The organism is Acinetobacter zhairuonensis (assembly GCF_022601715.1).
Classification (GTDB): Bacteria; Pseudomonadota; Gammaproteobacteria; order Pseudomonadales; family Moraxellaceae; genus Acinetobacter.
Map to the genome: position 1 here is coordinate 1 of NZ_JAKVIM010000011.1, position 15,663 is coordinate 15,663.

Annotated in this window: 19 protein-coding genes; 7 read left to right on the top strand and 12 right to left on the bottom strand. The window is 42.5% G+C overall.

Going from position 1 to position 15,663, the window contains the following annotated elements; translation table 11 throughout:
* The first annotated feature begins 121 nt into the window (after positions 1-121).
* The gene (locus MKI85_RS09990) at positions 122-1,717 is read left to right on the top strand and encodes a Na/Pi cotransporter family protein (protein ID WP_241627377.1); all 1,596 of its coding nucleotides are present in this window, start codon (positions 122-124) and stop codon (positions 1,715-1,717) included.
* Here the strand turns inward: MKI85_RS09990 and MKI85_RS09995 are convergent.
* The 3 genes from MKI85_RS09995 to MKI85_RS10005 form a co-directional block, all read right to left on the bottom strand.
* Positions 1,707-3,089, bottom strand: a complete 1,383-nt coding sequence (locus tag MKI85_RS09995; protein ID WP_241627380.1) for a dihydrolipoyl dehydrogenase — start codon at positions 3,087-3,089, stop codon at positions 1,707-1,709. The genes MKI85_RS09990 and MKI85_RS09995 overlap by 11 nt on opposite strands.
* 242 nt (positions 3,090-3,331) lie before the next feature.
* A complete protein-coding gene (locus MKI85_RS10000; RefSeq protein WP_241627382.1) occupies positions 3,332-3,757 on the bottom strand; it encodes a beta-lactamase hydrolase domain-containing protein in 426 nt (141 codons plus the stop codon).
* Positions 3,750-4,085, bottom strand: coding sequence for a TIGR01244 family sulfur transferase (locus MKI85_RS10005; protein WP_161934321.1), 336 nt, complete (start codon positions 4,083-4,085; stop codon positions 3,750-3,752). The genes MKI85_RS10000 and MKI85_RS10005 overlap by 8 nt, the downstream gene beginning before the upstream one ends.
* Before the next feature lie 124 nt (positions 4,086-4,209).
* Here MKI85_RS10005 and MKI85_RS10010 point away from each other — a divergent pair, with 124 nt between their 5' ends.
* The 3 genes from MKI85_RS10010 (at position 4,210) to MKI85_RS10020 (ending at position 5,988) form a co-directional block, all read left to right on the top strand.
* Positions 4,210-5,109: an alpha/beta hydrolase gene (locus MKI85_RS10010; RefSeq protein ID WP_241627385.1), complete on the top strand. Its 900-nt coding sequence runs from the start codon at positions 4,210-4,212 to the stop codon at positions 5,107-5,109.
* Entirely contained in the window at positions 5,106-5,531 is a 426-nt protein-coding gene (gene trxC, locus MKI85_RS10015; protein ID WP_241627387.1) for a thioredoxin TrxC, read from the top strand. Before MKI85_RS10010 ends, trxC begins: the two co-directional genes overlap by 4 nt.
* Before the next feature lie 88 nt (positions 5,532-5,619).
* The gene (locus tag MKI85_RS10020; protein ID WP_413351748.1) at positions 5,620-5,988 is read left to right on the top strand and encodes an acyl-CoA thioesterase; all 369 of its coding nucleotides are present in this window, start codon (positions 5,620-5,622) and stop codon (positions 5,986-5,988) included.
* Positions 5,989-6,033: 45 nt separating this feature from the next.
* On the opposite strand, the gene MKI85_RS10025 is transcribed toward MKI85_RS10020, so the two are convergent.
* Complete coding sequence (locus tag MKI85_RS10025) at positions 6,034-6,534, bottom strand: DUF4442 domain-containing protein (protein ID WP_241627390.1); 501 nt, start codon at positions 6,532-6,534, stop codon at positions 6,034-6,036.
* Between the two features lie 33 nt (positions 6,535-6,567).
* Entirely contained in the window at positions 6,568-7,056 is a 489-nt protein-coding gene (locus tag MKI85_RS10030) for a YajQ family cyclic di-GMP-binding protein (protein ID WP_241627391.1), read from the bottom strand.
* A gap of 91 nt (positions 7,057-7,147) precedes the next feature.
* On the opposite strand from MKI85_RS10030, the gene MKI85_RS10035 reads away from it, so the two are divergent.
* Entirely contained in the window at positions 7,148-7,462 is a 315-nt protein-coding gene (locus MKI85_RS10035) for a rhodanese-like domain-containing protein (RefSeq protein WP_241627394.1), read from the top strand.
* Between the two features lie 84 nt (positions 7,463-7,546).
* Here MKI85_RS10035 and mnmC read toward each other — a convergent pair whose 3' ends face one another.
* The 4 genes from mnmC to MKI85_RS10055 are packed head-to-tail and all read right to left on the bottom strand — an operon-like array spanning position 7,547 to position 10,931.
* Positions 7,547-9,457, bottom strand: coding sequence for an FAD-dependent 5-carboxymethylaminomethyl-2-thiouridine(34) oxidoreductase MnmC (gene mnmC, locus MKI85_RS10040; RefSeq protein WP_241627395.1), 1,911 nt, complete (start codon positions 9,455-9,457; stop codon positions 7,547-7,549).
* Positions 9,458-9,489: 32 nt separating this feature from the next.
* A complete protein-coding gene (locus MKI85_RS10045) occupies positions 9,490-9,981 on the bottom strand; it encodes a hypothetical protein (protein ID WP_241627396.1) in 492 nt (163 codons plus the stop codon).
* 5 nt (positions 9,982-9,986) lie between these two features.
* Positions 9,987-10,289 carry a YciI family protein gene (locus tag MKI85_RS10050; RefSeq protein ID WP_241627397.1) on the bottom strand — a complete coding sequence of 101 codons (303 nt, stop codon included), beginning with the start codon at positions 10,287-10,289 and terminating at the stop codon, positions 9,987-9,989.
* Positions 10,290-10,316: 27 nt separating this feature from the next.
* A complete protein-coding gene (locus MKI85_RS10055) occupies positions 10,317-10,931 on the bottom strand; it encodes an inner membrane-spanning protein YciB (RefSeq protein WP_241627427.1) in 615 nt (204 codons plus the stop codon).
* Positions 10,932-10,976: 45 nt separating this feature from the next.
* On the opposite strand from MKI85_RS10055, the gene MKI85_RS10060 reads away from it, so the two are divergent.
* Complete coding sequence (locus MKI85_RS10060; protein ID WP_241627428.1) at positions 10,977-11,828, top strand: PHP domain-containing protein; 852 nt, start codon at positions 10,977-10,979, stop codon at positions 11,826-11,828.
* A 36-nt stretch (positions 11,829-11,864) separates the two neighbouring features.
* Here the strand turns inward: MKI85_RS10060 and MKI85_RS10065 are convergent, their stop codons facing one another.
* The 3 genes from MKI85_RS10065 to radC all read right to left on the bottom strand — a co-directional run bounded on the left by MKI85_RS10065 (position 11,865) and on the right by radC (position 14,258).
* On the bottom strand, positions 11,865-12,488 hold the full coding sequence (locus MKI85_RS10065; protein WP_241627429.1) for a glutathione S-transferase family protein: 624 nt from the start codon (positions 12,486-12,488) through the stop codon (positions 11,865-11,867).
* 90 nt (positions 12,489-12,578) lie between these two features.
* Entirely contained in the window at positions 12,579-13,490 is a 912-nt protein-coding gene (locus tag MKI85_RS10070; RefSeq protein ID WP_241627431.1) for a bestrophin family protein, read from the bottom strand.
* A 75-nt stretch (positions 13,491-13,565) separates the two neighbouring features.
* A complete protein-coding gene (gene radC / locus MKI85_RS10075; RefSeq protein WP_241627433.1) occupies positions 13,566-14,258 on the bottom strand; it encodes a RadC family protein in 693 nt (230 codons plus the stop codon).
* A 112-nt stretch (positions 14,259-14,370) separates the two neighbouring features.
* Here radC and coaBC point away from each other — a divergent pair, with 112 nt between their 5' ends.
* Positions 14,371-15,633 (top strand): bifunctional phosphopantothenoylcysteine decarboxylase/phosphopantothenate--cysteine ligase CoaBC, encoded by a 1,263-nt coding sequence (gene coaBC / locus MKI85_RS10080; protein ID WP_241627434.1) that lies wholly within the window; start codon positions 14,371-14,373, stop codon positions 15,631-15,633.
* Positions 15,634-15,663 lie beyond the last annotated feature (30 nt).

A 15,663-nucleotide genomic window follows, 5' to 3' on the forward strand; every position in this document is an offset into this window, starting at 1 on the left:
CTAAAAACACCCCCTTCTACTAAGAAGGGGGTGTTTTTTATTGCCTATCAAAAAATCCCCACGCTTCACTCTCGTTTTATGCTAAACCTTAAATAAATGAAAATATAAGAAGAGGTTGATGGTGCTGAATACCCTATTACAACTATTTGGTGGAATTGGCTTATTTTTATTGGGTATGAATCTGATGACAGATAGCCTTAAGGCACTCGCTGGCGAAGCTTTAAGACAATGGTTAATCCGATTTACTGATTCTCCATTAAAAGCGATGTTCTCTGGTATGACCTTGACGATGGTTGTACAGTCATCGACTGCGACTACTTTAGCCACTATCGGTTTCGTTAGTGCAGGGGTATTGACTTTTAGTAATGCAATTGGTGTGATTATTGGAGCGAATATTGGAACAACCAGTACAGGTTGGATGGTCGCATTATTGGGTTTAAAAATTTCAATCTCCAAACTCGCGTTGCCTTTGATTGCTTTGGGTGCGATCTTCAAATTATTAGCTAGGGATCGACTTGCTTTATTTGGGATGACCATTGCAGGATTTGGTTTATTATTTTTTGGTATTGATGTTTTGCAACAAGCTATGGAGGGTGTTGCCGCTTCTGTTGATTTAAGCCAGTGGTCTGGTGATACCTTGCTTGGAAGCTTACTATTAGTGCTCATCGGCGTGGTGATGACAATTCTCCTACAATCTTCTAGTGCTGCAATCACTGCAACTTTAGCAGCCTTAGCCAGTCAAGCAATTAATCTGGAACAGACTCTAACTTTGGTAATTGGGCAAAATATTGGAACGGTTGTAACTGCTATTTTAGCGGCGATTAGTGCAACGACGAGTGCAAAACGTACTGCTGCTGTACATGTTATTTTCAATGTCGTGACTGCTATATTTGCTTTCTTATTTTTATTACCTACCTTTTTGTGGGCTTTTCAACATCTGAACTATATACATTCAATTGATCCTGTATTGATAGTAGCCGCTTTTCATACCTGTTTTAGTTTGCTAGGTGCGTTAATTTTCATGCCTTTTATTGGAAAATTTGAACAGCTATTGGTTAAGCTACTACCAGAAAAGGAAGCTTCTTTAACTCGATATTTAGATGATTCACTTTATAGTGTGCCTGCATTAGCAATAGCGGCAACTGAACGTGTACTGATGCAATCGACTGCTGATATTTATCATTTATTTGTGAAGTTTATACGGGGAGAAATTGTCGCTCCGATGATTAATACCAGTGAATTAGACAGTACTTTAAAAAAAGTTGAATCTTATCTAGAGCATATGACGGTTCCACAATCTACAAATGATCAACAACATTTGATTTTATTACTGCGTTTGTTGGTCTATATCAGAGTATTAAGGAATGATTTGAATGAAGTGACACAAGTCGATCTATTGAAAAAGCAGCAAATTTTACAAGAATTACCACTAGATTTTGCCAATCATTTAGAAAAGCAAATTAGCTATTTACAAATTGAGCCTTTCCCTAAATTTCCAGCAGATTTGGTTGACGAATCCGTTCAACTGGAACAGTTAAGTACGGAACAGCAAACCTTTCTACGTCAAAAAATTATGAATGCATCCGTGAATCATCAATTTACAGCAGCGCAAACATTAGAGTTATTGGCTGCACAGCGTTGGATTGTGCATTTAATTACACATACGCAACGCGTGACTCTACTGTTAAAGCAAGATGAGGATAAGACTATTGAATAGCATTTAATTGACGCCGAGCATGCTTTAATGCAGTTCGTAGACCTTCTTCTAAAGTCGGATGATAAAATGGCTTTTCAAGTAGTTGATCAAGTGTACAGTCTTCAGAAATCATCCAGCAGAGTAAATGTGCGATATGCTCGGCAGAAGTTATGAGTAATTCTGCCCCTAATACTTTACGAGTCTCTGCATGAACATAGACTTCTAGAGCTCCATAATTTTTACCTAAAACCTGCGCACGACCTTGACGTTCATAAGAAACATAACCTGTTACAAAGGAAACATTCTGACTTTTAAGTTGTTTGTAGCTTTGACCTACGATTGCCATTTCAGGTTCACAGAAGACAATTCCGATAGGGGGTAAATTACGAATATTCTGTTTCTGTTCTAGGTTTAAGCAATTCAAAACAGCTCTGCGTCCTTCATGCGCTGCTTCATGCTGAATGGGAGTTGTAGTGTGTGCATCACCAACAATAAAGATAGGATATTCTCCCAGTTGTTTAGTTTTAGGATGAACAGGTAAATTTTTTAGTTCACTGAATTGGGAATCTATATTTTCTAACTTTAAGCTGTCTAATAAAGTGCGACGCCCCGTTGCGACCATAACATAGTCGACTATGAGACTTTGATCTTCATCATTTTCTTGAAAGTTAATTTTTACACCAACATCAGTATTTTGTATTTGTGTGGGTAAGACTTCGAACTTAAATTCAATTTCTTGGCTTAAGAGGTCTTGTGCCAATTTTTGTAATACAGGGCTAGTTAATGTTCCGACTTTTCGACTACGCGCAAAAATCGTGGTTTTCACTTTTAAGCGATGTAATGCTTGCGCAAGCTCAAGAGCAATGACACCACTACCGACCACTGCGACAGATTGAGGTAATTGATCCAAGTCAAAAAATTCATCTGAAGTAATGAGTTTATTTCCTAATTCCTGTTTCCATTGAGGATCAAAACTTGGTGTCGAACCGACTGCAAGAATAAAGCTTCGGGCTTGATAGCGCTTGTGATTCACTGCAATCGTGGAAGCATCAATAAAATAAGCTTGCCCCGATATTTTGTGGCGATCTTCCCAACTGTTGACTTCTTTTAAGGTTGCGGTTGTGAATTTATCTCTTAGTTTTCTGACATGCGACAGTACTTGAGTAGCATCTATTTCTAAGTGAGCAGATATACCTACTTTTTCTAAAGATTCTGCATCATGCAATTGGTTTGCGGCTGAAATTAGGACTTTACTCGGCATACACCCAACACGTGCGCAAGTGGTATCCCACGGTCCATGGTTAATAATGAGTATATTTGAGGTATGTTTGATTGCTTCTTTATACGCAGCCTGACCAGCTGTGCCTGCACCAATAATAATTATGTCGTACATGGTGGTCTTATCGACTATTTATCCTACATTAGGATGAACATAGAGATTTTTGGAGAGGATTGCAATTTTGAAGAGAGTGCTAATGTAGCTCTTATGTAAAATCAGTAGATGCTACTAACGTGACATCTACTGTATTGTGAATCAATTAAATTGCTGTACCGACACTCACCCCAACAGTGGGACGAACATTCATCGAGCTACAAGCAGATAAGAGTAAAGTACAAATTACCACAGCGATCATTTTATTCATGCAATAAACCTTGCTTACGTGCTTCATTAAATAATTCGCTGGAGCGATGACCGCTTTTACAAATCATTAAAATGGGTTTAGGAAGTTCGTTATAGTACTTTGAAAATTCAATGATATCTGTTTGTGTAATTTTACCGTTATCGATTGGTTGGTAAATGACGCTCACATGGGATTGCTCTGCAATATTCCGCAACTGACTGACGGAAATATTATTTCCCATTTCCTGATCGGGTCGATTGACAATCACCGACTTAAACCCTTGTTTTAACAGGAGTCGAAAGGTTTTATCATCAAGCTGACCAGATACGGTCAGGTTTTCGCTCAGTGCTTGCGGTGTTTGAGCCTTCTGAGCAAAAAGAGCTGTGCTATTCAGCAAGGTGCTACACAAAATGCATGTAGCAAAGAACTGCTTAATCATCCAGCAAATCCATTTGTTTTGCCAGTTGATATAGATTATTCGAACGGTTACCTGTACGGCAGAACATTAAAACAGGCTTTGGCAGTTCATTAAAATGATTGGCAAAAGTGCGTACATCGAGCTCAGTAATTTGACCAGCCACTACAGGTTGATAGACATAATCAAGCCCTGCTGTGCGAGCTGCTTCTTCAATTTGGGCGCTGGTTGGTTGCTCAGGACCACCTTCCATATCAGGACGGTTGTTGATAATAGATTTAAATCCTTTTTCGACAACTTGTTCAACATGTTCAGGGCCAATTTGACCTGCGAAGCCTACATTTTCGCTCATTGTGTCACTCCATCATCCAATTAAACAATATATGCTTTATGATAGCATTAAGCTGATTCTACAGTTGAATCTGTTGAAATTTTTATAAACGATTACAATCATAAAATAACGTACTGGAGCGCGTATGCACGCTTACACGGTCGAACCTTTGTATGTCAAAAGTGGTCAAGAAGTCCTTGCAGCAGATTTTTATCGACCGAAAACGGAGCATAAGCCTGCAGTCATTCTGATGGCGCATGGATTAGCGGGATTACGACAGTTCAAATTAGTGCAATATGCGAAACAATTTGCTCAGGCGGGTTATGCAGTGGTGTTGTTTGACTATCGCTATTGGGGCGGGAGTACAGGACGTCCACGTGAATTGGTGTCGATCAGTGCGCAATTAGAAGACTGGCGAACTATGATTGAGCATGTCCAGCAGCGGAAATCGATTGATTCACGTCGGATTATTCTCTGGGGAACAGGACTGAGTGGCGGTCATGTACTCAGCCTCGCCAGTGAACTCCACAATATTCAAGCGGTGATGGTGCAAGTCCCGATGGTCGATGGAACTGAGCTGGCGAAACTTTATCCCATTCAGCAATTGTCTAAAGCGCTGAAAATTTCCAGTCAAGATTATATGGGGGCTAAAGTCGGAATGGCTGCTAAGACTTTGCCCGTTGTAAGTATGAGTGATTTGAGTTTTCTTCCGACGGCAGATAGTTATTCGGGTTATTTGTCGATTGTGCATCCAGACTATTTTTGGAGTGGTGACATTCCTGCACGCGTCTTTTTTAAATTGATCCGTTATCGTCCTATACTGGAAGTACGTAAGATCAATATTCCTGTGCTGTTTATTGCAGCCAAGGAGGACAGTTTAATGCCGATTGCTTCGAGCCGTGAAGCAGCCACAAACATCGCACCATATGTGCAGTATTATGAATGGGAGATGAAACATTTTGATATTTATCATCATCCATGGTTTGAAAAAGCCATTTCGACCCAATTAGAATTCTTACATCAACATATTGGAGTCAGCTCATGATTATTGTATGCCCTGCGTGTCTGGCGAAGAACCGCGTTCCCGAAGAGAAAATTGAGGCACAGCCTAGCTGTGGTCAGTGCCATCAGCCACTAATTCCACTTGCTCCGATTGATTTGAATGAACAAAATTTTAGTCAGTTCGTGACCAACAGTGATTTACCTATTTTGATTGATTTATGGGCAGAGTGGTGTGGGCCATGTAAAATGATGGCTCCTCATTTCGCAGCCGTGGCAAAACAGAACCCTCGAGTGATTTTTGCCAAGATTAATACTGAAGAGTCCCCACGTTTAAGCAGCGCTTTTCATGTGCGCAGTATTCCAACGCTGGTGTTGATGAATAAAACCAATGAAATTGCTAGAATAAGCGGTGCGCTTAGATCGAGTGAACTGCAACAGTGGCTGGATCAACATTTAAATGTCTAATGCCTAGTCATAGCACAATAGGCTTGGAGTAAACGTGTCAGATATTCATGTAAAACCAGAAGGGACGTTGTCTCTGCAAACCATTGCGATGCCAGCGGATACAAACTGGAGTGGTGATGTTTTTGGTGGCTGGATTGTGTCACAAATGGACTTGGCTGGAGCAATCCACGCAGAACGCTTTAGTAAGGGGCGTTGTGCAACGATTTCAATTAATCAAATGACTTTTCTGGTGCCAGTAAAAGTTGGGGATGTGATTAGTTGTTATACCAAAATTTTAAAAGTCGGCAATACTTCAATTCAAATGCAGATTGAAGTGTGGGACAGTCATGATAGCTCGCGTGAAGCGAAACGTGTGACGGAAGGGGTTTTCACCTTTGTTGCCGTAGATGTGAAAGGCAATAAGCGTCAGATTCCTGAAGAGGTGAGACAGCGCTTTCTTGAAGCCCAGTCAACATAACATGTAATAAAAAAACCAGCATTCGCTGGTTTTTTTATTAGTTGCTTATTGGTCGGATTTACGTTTTGGTAGCCAAGCCCATAACATTTGGCATTGAATCGGTTCATTACCAGCATCATCAATCACGGTCACAGGAATCAGTAATTCGCCTTTTTCCTGTTCAGCAATCAATTTTTGCTGTTCTGGGCTTAAACTTGCAGTCGCGGTAAGTCCACCTTGTGCAACTTTTAAATAATCTACATGTAAGGTTTTAATCAGCAAAATGCGATTATCTGGAACATGTAAACCCGTTAAAAATCCAGTTGCTGTTTCAGCCAATAACGCCATTGCCGCTGCATGCACGCCCTTAATATGGTTTTGCATGTTGCGTTGATTTTCAATACGCACCACCACATGGTCTTGATCGACTTCAAGATAGCGAATATTGGCGGTACCCACCATCGGCACGATCCGACCAAAAGCTTTACTCCAAAGGGTACTTCGAATCCCTTTGGGAAATTTCGATGTGGCTTTTACCAGTTTGGATAAACGATTGCTTTGGGTCATCACATGCCTCTAGATGCTGGGTACGACTTCACATTAATCTTTAAAGTTATTAAATTGCAATGGAATGCCGAATTGTTGTTCACGTAAGAAATTCATTACTTGTTGTAATGTATCGCGCTTTTTATCGGTCACACGGATTTTGTCACCTTGAATAGATGATTGCACCTTAATGCCACTTTCTTTAATGGCTTTATTAATTTTTTTCGCAGTATCAGAGTCAAGACCATCTTTCAGTTTAATCACCTGAACCACGTTTTTACCCGAAGCGGTTGCTTTTTGCGGATCTAAAGCTTGTACATCGACTTTACGCTTATAAAAATGATTTTCCAGCATGCTATAGACTTGTTCGCATTGGAAATCGCTTTCCGTGCTAATTTTAATTTCTTTTGATTTTTCATTGAGTTCAATTGAAACATCTTGTCCGCGAAAGTCAAAACGTGTCGCAATTTCTTTTTGCGTGTTCTGAACTGCATGATTTACTTCAAAAATCTCTAATTCTGAAACAATATCGAAAGATGGCATAGAATAGACCTTTACAAATGGAAAGAATATCTGAGATGCTAGGGATGTTTTCTTCATTTGCCAAGTGTTGTTTACATCAAAGGAGTGCGCAATGATCCGTAAACAAGAAATTACGACATTTGAGTTCCCAGAAGACGCCATTATCTGGGATGTCCGTGACGCAAGTGCTTATGCTGAGGCTCATCTTAAAGGAGCCAAAAATCAGCCAATTACAGGCTTGTCAGCAGATTGTTTGACTCAGGTGACCGCGGATCAGACTATTTACCTCTTATGTGGTGGCGGAAGTAAGGCGCCACGCGCGGCTGAACTTCTAGACGGTTTTGATAATTCTCGTGAATACGTCATACTCATGGGTGGTACACGTGCTGCACGTGATGCAGGGTTACCTTTAGAACAAGGAACCTAATCAAAAAAAGCGCCTTCTGGCGCTTTTTTTAGATCTTGAGTAAAAGAAGAAAACATTAAAAACAATTCAATCCACAGAACTGCATTATTGGGCTTGTACAGATGCATTTGCCTTAAAATAAGGTTTCTTCGGTTTTGGCTTTTTGATAAAACGCTGAATATCCAGTTTTTTCAATAAATTGCTTGGCACAGGACAAGCTTCTGAAAGAATCTTGGCAGCCAAAATTTCACTACAGAGTGGTGCGAATAAAAAACCTTTAGAGCCTAAGCCTGCAAAGCTATAAATGTCAGTGCTATCGTCTAAGCGACCTAAGACTGGAAAATAATCCATCGTTTGCGCGCGAACTGAAGCACGACCTTGCCAAGTGGAAGTGTCAGGCAGGGTTTGCGCATAACTTGGAAAGACACTGTGGATAAGATTGAAGTTATGCACATGGTCTTCGGCAAGGACATCACAATCATCGCGATTTGGATAAAAGGATGCACCCAAAATCAATTGCTCAGGATTCAGCTGCATACAATAACCACCGTAGCTATAGGCTTGATCTGTTGGCAATGCTTGAGCTTGATTATTGACCCAACTGACCTGACCACGAATGGGTTTCAGTAAAGGATACTGTTCAAAAAATGCTTGGCTTTGACGCGCACAGCAGACAATTGCATGATCAAAATCGCCTAAATGCTGATCCTGCGCATCGAAGACCTGTACCAATTCATTGGTCACGACGTTTTTGATAGACGCTTGCTGAAACTCAATGAGGGGATGTTGTAGAATCTGATCACGCAACAGATGTGGTGAGACAACGCCAGCTTGTAACAGTTTTAAGCTTTGGAATTCGGTGGCAATGGTACAGTCCTGCGCCGAGGCAGTACTCAGTAAGTGCTGAGGATATTCAGTGGCTAAGCCCAGCAAATCATCCGCATTTTTTAGCGCCATTTGATTGACTTGAATTGGGCGAAACGCCTGAAACTGGGCATAATGCCGCAGGGCATGTTGCCATGCCAAAGTCATCAAGTGTTCATGGCTTTGTTCAATCGGGCACAGTTTCGGATTGAGTAAGGCCAGAGGATTACCCGATCCACCTGCCAGTGGCGCTGTCTGGTCATAGAGGGTGACCTGATGTCCACGTTGTGCAAATGCCCAGGCACAGCTTAAACCTGCAATGCCAGCGCCAATAATGGCAATTTGACGTTGCTTGGTGTTGATAAGCTTAGGTGTATCAGTTGATCGTTGAATCGTAGTGTCGCTGTCGATATCCAGCTCTGGCTTTAGCCAACAGGCTTTCAGCATTTCCCGTTTATGCCCAAAACCACGCGGGCGATTAATCTGGATGCCATGTTGTTTCAGACCACGCTTTAACACGCCTGCGACACTAAACGAGGCGAAAGTGGTCCCGTAGTCTGAGAGTCGCACGATATGATTCAAGACCTGCTCTTGCCACATATCTGGATTGCAGGAGGGGGCGAAGCCATCCAAAAACCAAGCATTGACAGGATGGATTTTTTCCATGGCAGGGAAAACATCATGCGCATCGCCCAACCAGAGGTCAAGGCTAAAGCGCTCTTCAGGAAAACTGAGACGATGACAACCCGCAAGAGGCAAAGGATATTGTTGAATCAGTTGATCGGCTAAGGGCTTGAGTTCAGGCCATGCATTTAGCGCACGAATCAGATCGGGTTTGCACAGTGGAAACTTTTCCACACTAATGGCATGTAGATGGCTGTGGTTGTCAGGACGACATTGTTGCCACATTTGCCAGAGTGCCAAAATATTTAGGCCTGTGCCAAAGCCTGTTTCACCGACCGAAAAATATTGGTAGTCAGTTAAATTCGCTAAGCGTGTGGCGAGATCATTGCCATGCAGGAACACATGGCGGGTCTCGAGTAAACCATTGTCTTTGGAAAAATAGACATCGCCAAATTGTTGAGAAACAGGCACCTCGATGCCATCAACCTGATGCCAATCGAGTTCGGCGGTCTGTATTGCGTGGGACAAAAGTTCTAACCTTTATGTGAAAGCGCGAAAAATTACCATTGGCGACGACGTTTGGTCTGTGCATAACTGGCAATCAGGAAGCCTAAGAGCACACCGACTGCAAGCGTTACTGCACCGTAAATAAACATTTGTGCACTACGTTCACTTTGCAGTACCTGCACCTGTACACCCAAATTATCGTTCTTTAATTGCAATTCTTGATTTTGCGCCAGTGCTTCTAAGTTGGCTTTTTCCAATTGTTGTAAGCGCATGGATTGGTCTTTGACCAAGGCTTTAATTTTTAAATCTTGTAAGGCTTTATTCTTGGCAATTTGTTCAGCGGTGAGGGGTTGAGTCTCTTGCGGTTGGCCATTTGGATTGACTGTGGCGACTGCAGGAATCACGCGGGGTTTATCGGCAGGAAGTGTATGTGGCGCTGGTGCAGCAGGTGCTACAGCAGGAGCTGGAGTTGTTGCAGGTTCTACCGCCCAAGCAGTAGAACATAAAAGAAAAAGACCTAGTAAACTAGGAGCAACAGCGCGCATGAATTTTATCCTTTAGGAAACGCTTTGTTAAACGGTTTAACTTCGATTTTTGCATAGACGCCTTCTTTTAAGAAAGGTTCATCTTGCAACCAAGTGTCGAGTGCTTCACGACTATCGAAATCAACAATAATGGTACTACCGTAAAAACCTGCCTGTGGATTACTTGGATCTTTTGGCATCGCACCTGCGACGATTAGGCGTCCTTCAGCATCTAATTGTTCTAAACGTGCAAGATGTTGAGGGCGTACCGCAAGGCGTTTTTCTACAGTACCGTCTTGATCGGTACAGGTCACAACAAATAATGGCATGATGATTCTCAGTACATTAAACGAATATTAATCTTCAGAGGACTTAAAGTATTTACGCAATACAATAAACTGGATAATGATAAATGAAAACATCACCAGCATGTCACCAAAAGCGGTAAATTCACCCCAATATTTTCCGTTCATAAATAAGAAAGCGAAAAAGACATGTAAGCCAGACATTACTGCAAACATGGCTGCCCAAGCATAATTGAGACTTTTCCAGCCTTGTTCGCCCAAATTAAAAATGGGAGCAAATAAGCGTTTAATTAAAGGAGTACGATCCTTACTAAAATAAGGTGATAACAGGAATGCACTGGCAAAGACCATATTTAAAATGGCGGCTTTGAGGCGAATATAGAAATCATCACTCAGCATGAGGGTGATACCACCAAAAATCACCGTCATAAACAACACGATCCACTGCTGTTTATCTAGACGGAATTTCTGCATGATAAACAGGGCACCATAAACCACCAGCATGGAAAGGATTAAGCCTGTTGTTGCCACCAAGATATTATTATTGTCGACACCGCCAGCGGAACCAATCAATTGCAGGAGGGGGTGCTGAGTATCTTTTGGATCTACCGTCTTATATAAATAAAAGAAAATAATGAGTGGCACAAAGTCTAAAAGTGCTTTCATGTTAGAGTATCTGAATCTGTTTAATAAAGTGGCTTAGTATAAGTGATGCTTGGCGTAGATTTACATACACATAGTAATATTTCTGATGGAACTTTGTCACCAGAACAACTGGTGCATGCCGCGCATGAAAAGGGTATCCATACGCTGGCTTTGACCGATCACGATACCATGGACGGATTAGCTTTGGCTGGACAAACGGCACAAGCTTATGACATGAAGTTGATTGCTGGGGTCGAGATTTCTAGTCAATGGTCACGTCCAGCCACCAAGAAAAACTATAGCGTGCATATTGTCGCGTTAAATATGCAGCAGTCTGAGCCGTTACTCGCAGTCTTAGAGCAACAAAAAAAGATCCGAGCTGAGCGAGCGGTACAGATTTGTGGTTTGCTCACGCCTTTGATTGGTCAGGATATTTATGCTGATGTGCTGAGCAAAGTTGATGGTGAGGCGGACAGAATTACACGTACACATATTGCGAAAACTTTGGTAGAAAAGGGCATTGTAAGCCGTGTGCAGCAAGCCTTTGATAAATATATCAAGGAAGGCAAGAAGGCCTATGTCAAGTTTGATGGTTTGGGGCTGGAAGAAACCATTCAGGCGATTCACGCTAGCCGAGGCTTTGCGGTTTTGGCTCATCCCACCCGCTATGATTTGTCTGCTACCAATGTGCGTTACTTAATTGAACTGTTTGCACAATCTGGTGGAGATGCTGTGGAATTGCCACCGCAAATTGATCCACCTGCGACGCGTCAAATGGTGGATCGGATGATTGCGGAACATGGTTTGAAAGTGTCTGTGGGCAGTGATTTTCATGGTGAAAATATGCCGTGGATTCAACTAGGACGTGTTCCTGTCATGAAAGCAGAACAAGTGGGGATTTGGGAGCAGTTTCAATAATCTCGATATTTTTATGACCAAGGGAAAAATGTTGTCCTAGTTTTGACCATTATTGCCCCATTTTAAATAAGGTTCTCTTTGACTGAGAAGGTCGTAGTAGCGTTTTATATTTGGACATTCAGGTTTATGAAATGGTGTTAAATACCAACGCTGTACAGAAAGCCCAATCGGAATATCTGCCAATGAAAACTGCTGACCTGTGACATACGCCTGAGTGTTTGCGAGTTGGTTTTCTAAAATCAGCATCATGCTATTCCATGCTTGAATACTTTTTTCAACGTCCTTCTGATCTTGATGCTCAGGAGAGTTGCGAATAATGTGCATCAGGGCATATACCCAACTGTTATTGAGTTCAATCCCTTGCCAGTCAATCCATTGATCAATAAGCGCACGTGTTTTCGGCTCTGTCGGATAAAGTGCTGAACCACCATAAGCATTGGCCAAGTAACGAAGAATCGAATTAGATTGCCATAGAGTCAGCTCCTCATCGATGAGTACAGGAATCGTGGCATTTGGATTTAATTGTATAAATTCCTGTTCTTTCGTGGAGCGAAAGCCACGCCCCCAATCTTCACGTTGGTAAGGTAAATGTAGCTCATCACATAACCAGAGGACTTTTCTGACATTGATGGAATCTGTTCGCCCTAATAGTTTAATCACAGCCTGACTCCTGATCTTTATTTTTAACTAATTGTTTAATCTCATCTTTCTTATTCTAAAAAGAGGACCGTTGATTTTGAATGGTTGGTTTTATAAGAGATTGTTATCCTGTGCTTGAATTGGTGGCGGCGTCGGTTTACCTAAGGTGCCAAGCAATTCAATTTCAATGGTGCGTACCATGGCATCTAGCGGTAAATCATTACTTTGTGTGCCAAACGGCTCTTCAATTTCTGAACTTAGGGCGTCTAAGCCCAAAAAGGTATAGGCCAATATCCCGACTAAAAGCGGTGTAGCCAAGCCCAAAGTTGCACCCAAACTAAAGGGCAACATAAAACAGAAAAAATACACGGTACGGTTTAGCAATACAGAATAAGCAAAAGGCAATGGTGTGGTGGCAATTCGGTCACAGCCTGTTTGCACCAAACTCATTTCCGCCACATGTTCATTCATTTGTGCATAAATAATGTCTGAGATTTCACCTTCTTTTAAGGCTTGCATCAGTTCCCATTGAATCAGACTGAGCGTGTATTGCGGAGCATTGACCTGTTGATACAGTTGCGCCAAAGCTTGTGGGCTTAAGCCTGTAGTTTCAGTAAGTTCGGTTGGATTTTCAGTTTGATGACGTAGACGATCACGCAAGACATTGGCAAACACAATCACATGCTGAATCACCCGTTCGCGTCGTGCCTGCGTTAGGATACGGCAGTTACGGTCAAAATGTCGCGCATTAGCAATTAACATGCCCCACAGCTTACGTGCTTCCCACCAACGGTCATAACAGGCGGTATTCTTAAAGCCTAAAAAAATGGAAAGTACTACCCCAATTAAGGTGAAGGCAACGAGGGGAAATTCTGGGAAATGAAAATAACCCATATGGGATAGACCACCGACGATGGTGGAAATGAGCATGACCACACCCAAAGGTGGCAGGACTTTCGGGAGGATGGTGCCGCGCCATGAAAATAAAATTTTAAAGACGTCGGGTTGTTCTCGCACAATCATGTGGGGATATTCATCATTTATTTTCTGACGATCTTCATCTGTCGCTCTGCTTTTGTCAACATATGCTCAAGGGCTTTAGGTGGACTTGATCAAGCCCTGTTCAGCAAAAGAAAAACTGCCTGTTGCGGCAATCACGCAATGATCCAATAATTGTATTTCAACCAGTTGACAAGCCTGAGCAATTTGTTGCGTCAGGGCAATATCGGCAGCAGAAGGGAGGGCATACCCCAAGGGATGATTATGTGCAATCACAATAGAGCTGGCTTGTTGCTGCAAAACATGGCGGAGCAATTGATTGAGAGAGACCGTACAGCTATTCAGAGAACCAAAGAACAGCTTTTTAAAGTTGAGTTTGCGCAGTTGGCTGTCGAGGCATAACACCGCAAACACTTCCTGTGTTTCACCCAAGAGTTCAAAACGCAGATAATCTAACAGTTGGCTAGAGTTTTGAATTTCTAGGCTTTGCTGCTGTAATTGCTGTGACACATAGCGCCGTCCCAGTTCTTTGACGGCCATCAGTTGAGCGTATTTGGTGGCGCCAATACCATGAAACTGACTGAGTTGTTCCAGTTCAGCATTCAGAATGGGGGCTAGTCCGCCAAAATGACCAATCAGCAGTCTGGCTAATTCAACGGCTGAATGTTGTTTGGAGCCAGAACGAAGAAAAATTGCCAAGAGTTCGGCATCGGACAGGCTGTTTGCCCCTTGTTGTAACAAGCGTTCACGAGGACGTTCTTGTTCAGGCCAATGTTTGATCGATAGATTCATTTTTGTTTAACTTTTTAGTGTTTATTATCAAGTTACGCCCCAGTCAATCACTTGGGAATGCCATTATTTAATGCTATTGTGAGCGCCACTGCAACAGAAAGGTATACTGTTTGTGAGCTTTGATTTAAGTGTAATTCCAAATAAAAACATCATTTTGGCTGTTACAGGCGGTATTGCAGCCTATAAAAGTGCCATTTTGGTTCGTCGACTCAAAGATCAGGGCTTTAATGTCCGTGTGGTCATGACCCATGGGGCGCAGGCATTTATTACGCCGCTAACTTTTCAAGCCTTGTCGGGCAATCCAGTGCATACCGAATTACTTGATCCTGAAGCTGAAGCTGGTATGGGGCATATCGAATTGGCGCGTTGGGCGGATTTATTATTGGTTGCTCCAGCCAGCTGCGATACTTTAGCCAAATTTGCCGCAGGTTTGGCAGATGATTTGCTGAGTACCTTATATTTGGCGACCAAAGCCCCAGTGTGGGTTGCACCTGCCATGAATCAGCAGATGTGGGCAGCCAAAGCCACCCAGCGGAATTTAAACACCCTGATTGAAGATGGCGTACATGTGATTATGCCTGAAGCGGGCTCGCAGGCGTGTGGTGATGTAGGATTGGGGCGTATGCCTGAGCCAGAAGATTTGGCATATCAAGTCACCGAGTATTTCCATAAGGCGCAACGTGCGATTGCAGAAAAGTTCGGTTTATTGGCGAGTAAACATGTGGTGATTACCGCAGGACCAACGCGTGAAGCAATTGACCCTGTGCGTTATATTTCCAATCACAGCACAGGTAAAATGGGCTTTGCGTTGGCGGCAGCATGTTATGCAGCAGGTGCAAAAGTCACCTTGATTGCGGGACCAGTGAGCTTGGATACGCCCAATGGTGTACGTCGTATCAATGTCTCTTCTGCGATTCAAATGTTGAATATCAGCATGCAAATGCTAGATGAAGGCTGTGATATTTTCATTGCCACCGCGGCAGTGGCGGATTACCGCGTGGCTGAAGTGGCAGAACATAAAATTAAAAAATCGGGCGATGAACTGAATGTGGCTTTGGTGAAAAATCCGGATATTGTCGCGACCATAGCCCAACAGCAAAAGCGTCCATTTATGGTGGGATTCGCTGCAGAAACACGCAATGTTGAAGAGTATGCAGCTGGCAAGTTGGTGGCGAAAAAGCTGGATATGATTGCCTGTAATGATGTTTCTCGTGCCGATATTGGTTTTGCTTCGGATGAAAATGCCATGACTGTGTTTTTTGCCAATCACTACGACATGGACAAACGTGATTTGGAAAAAGCCTCAAAACAAGAGATCGCACAACAATTAGTGGAAGCCATGCACGATGCTTTACAGCATCATAAAGCCAAATAAACCTGTGAAATTTTTTATGAAAATGCAACG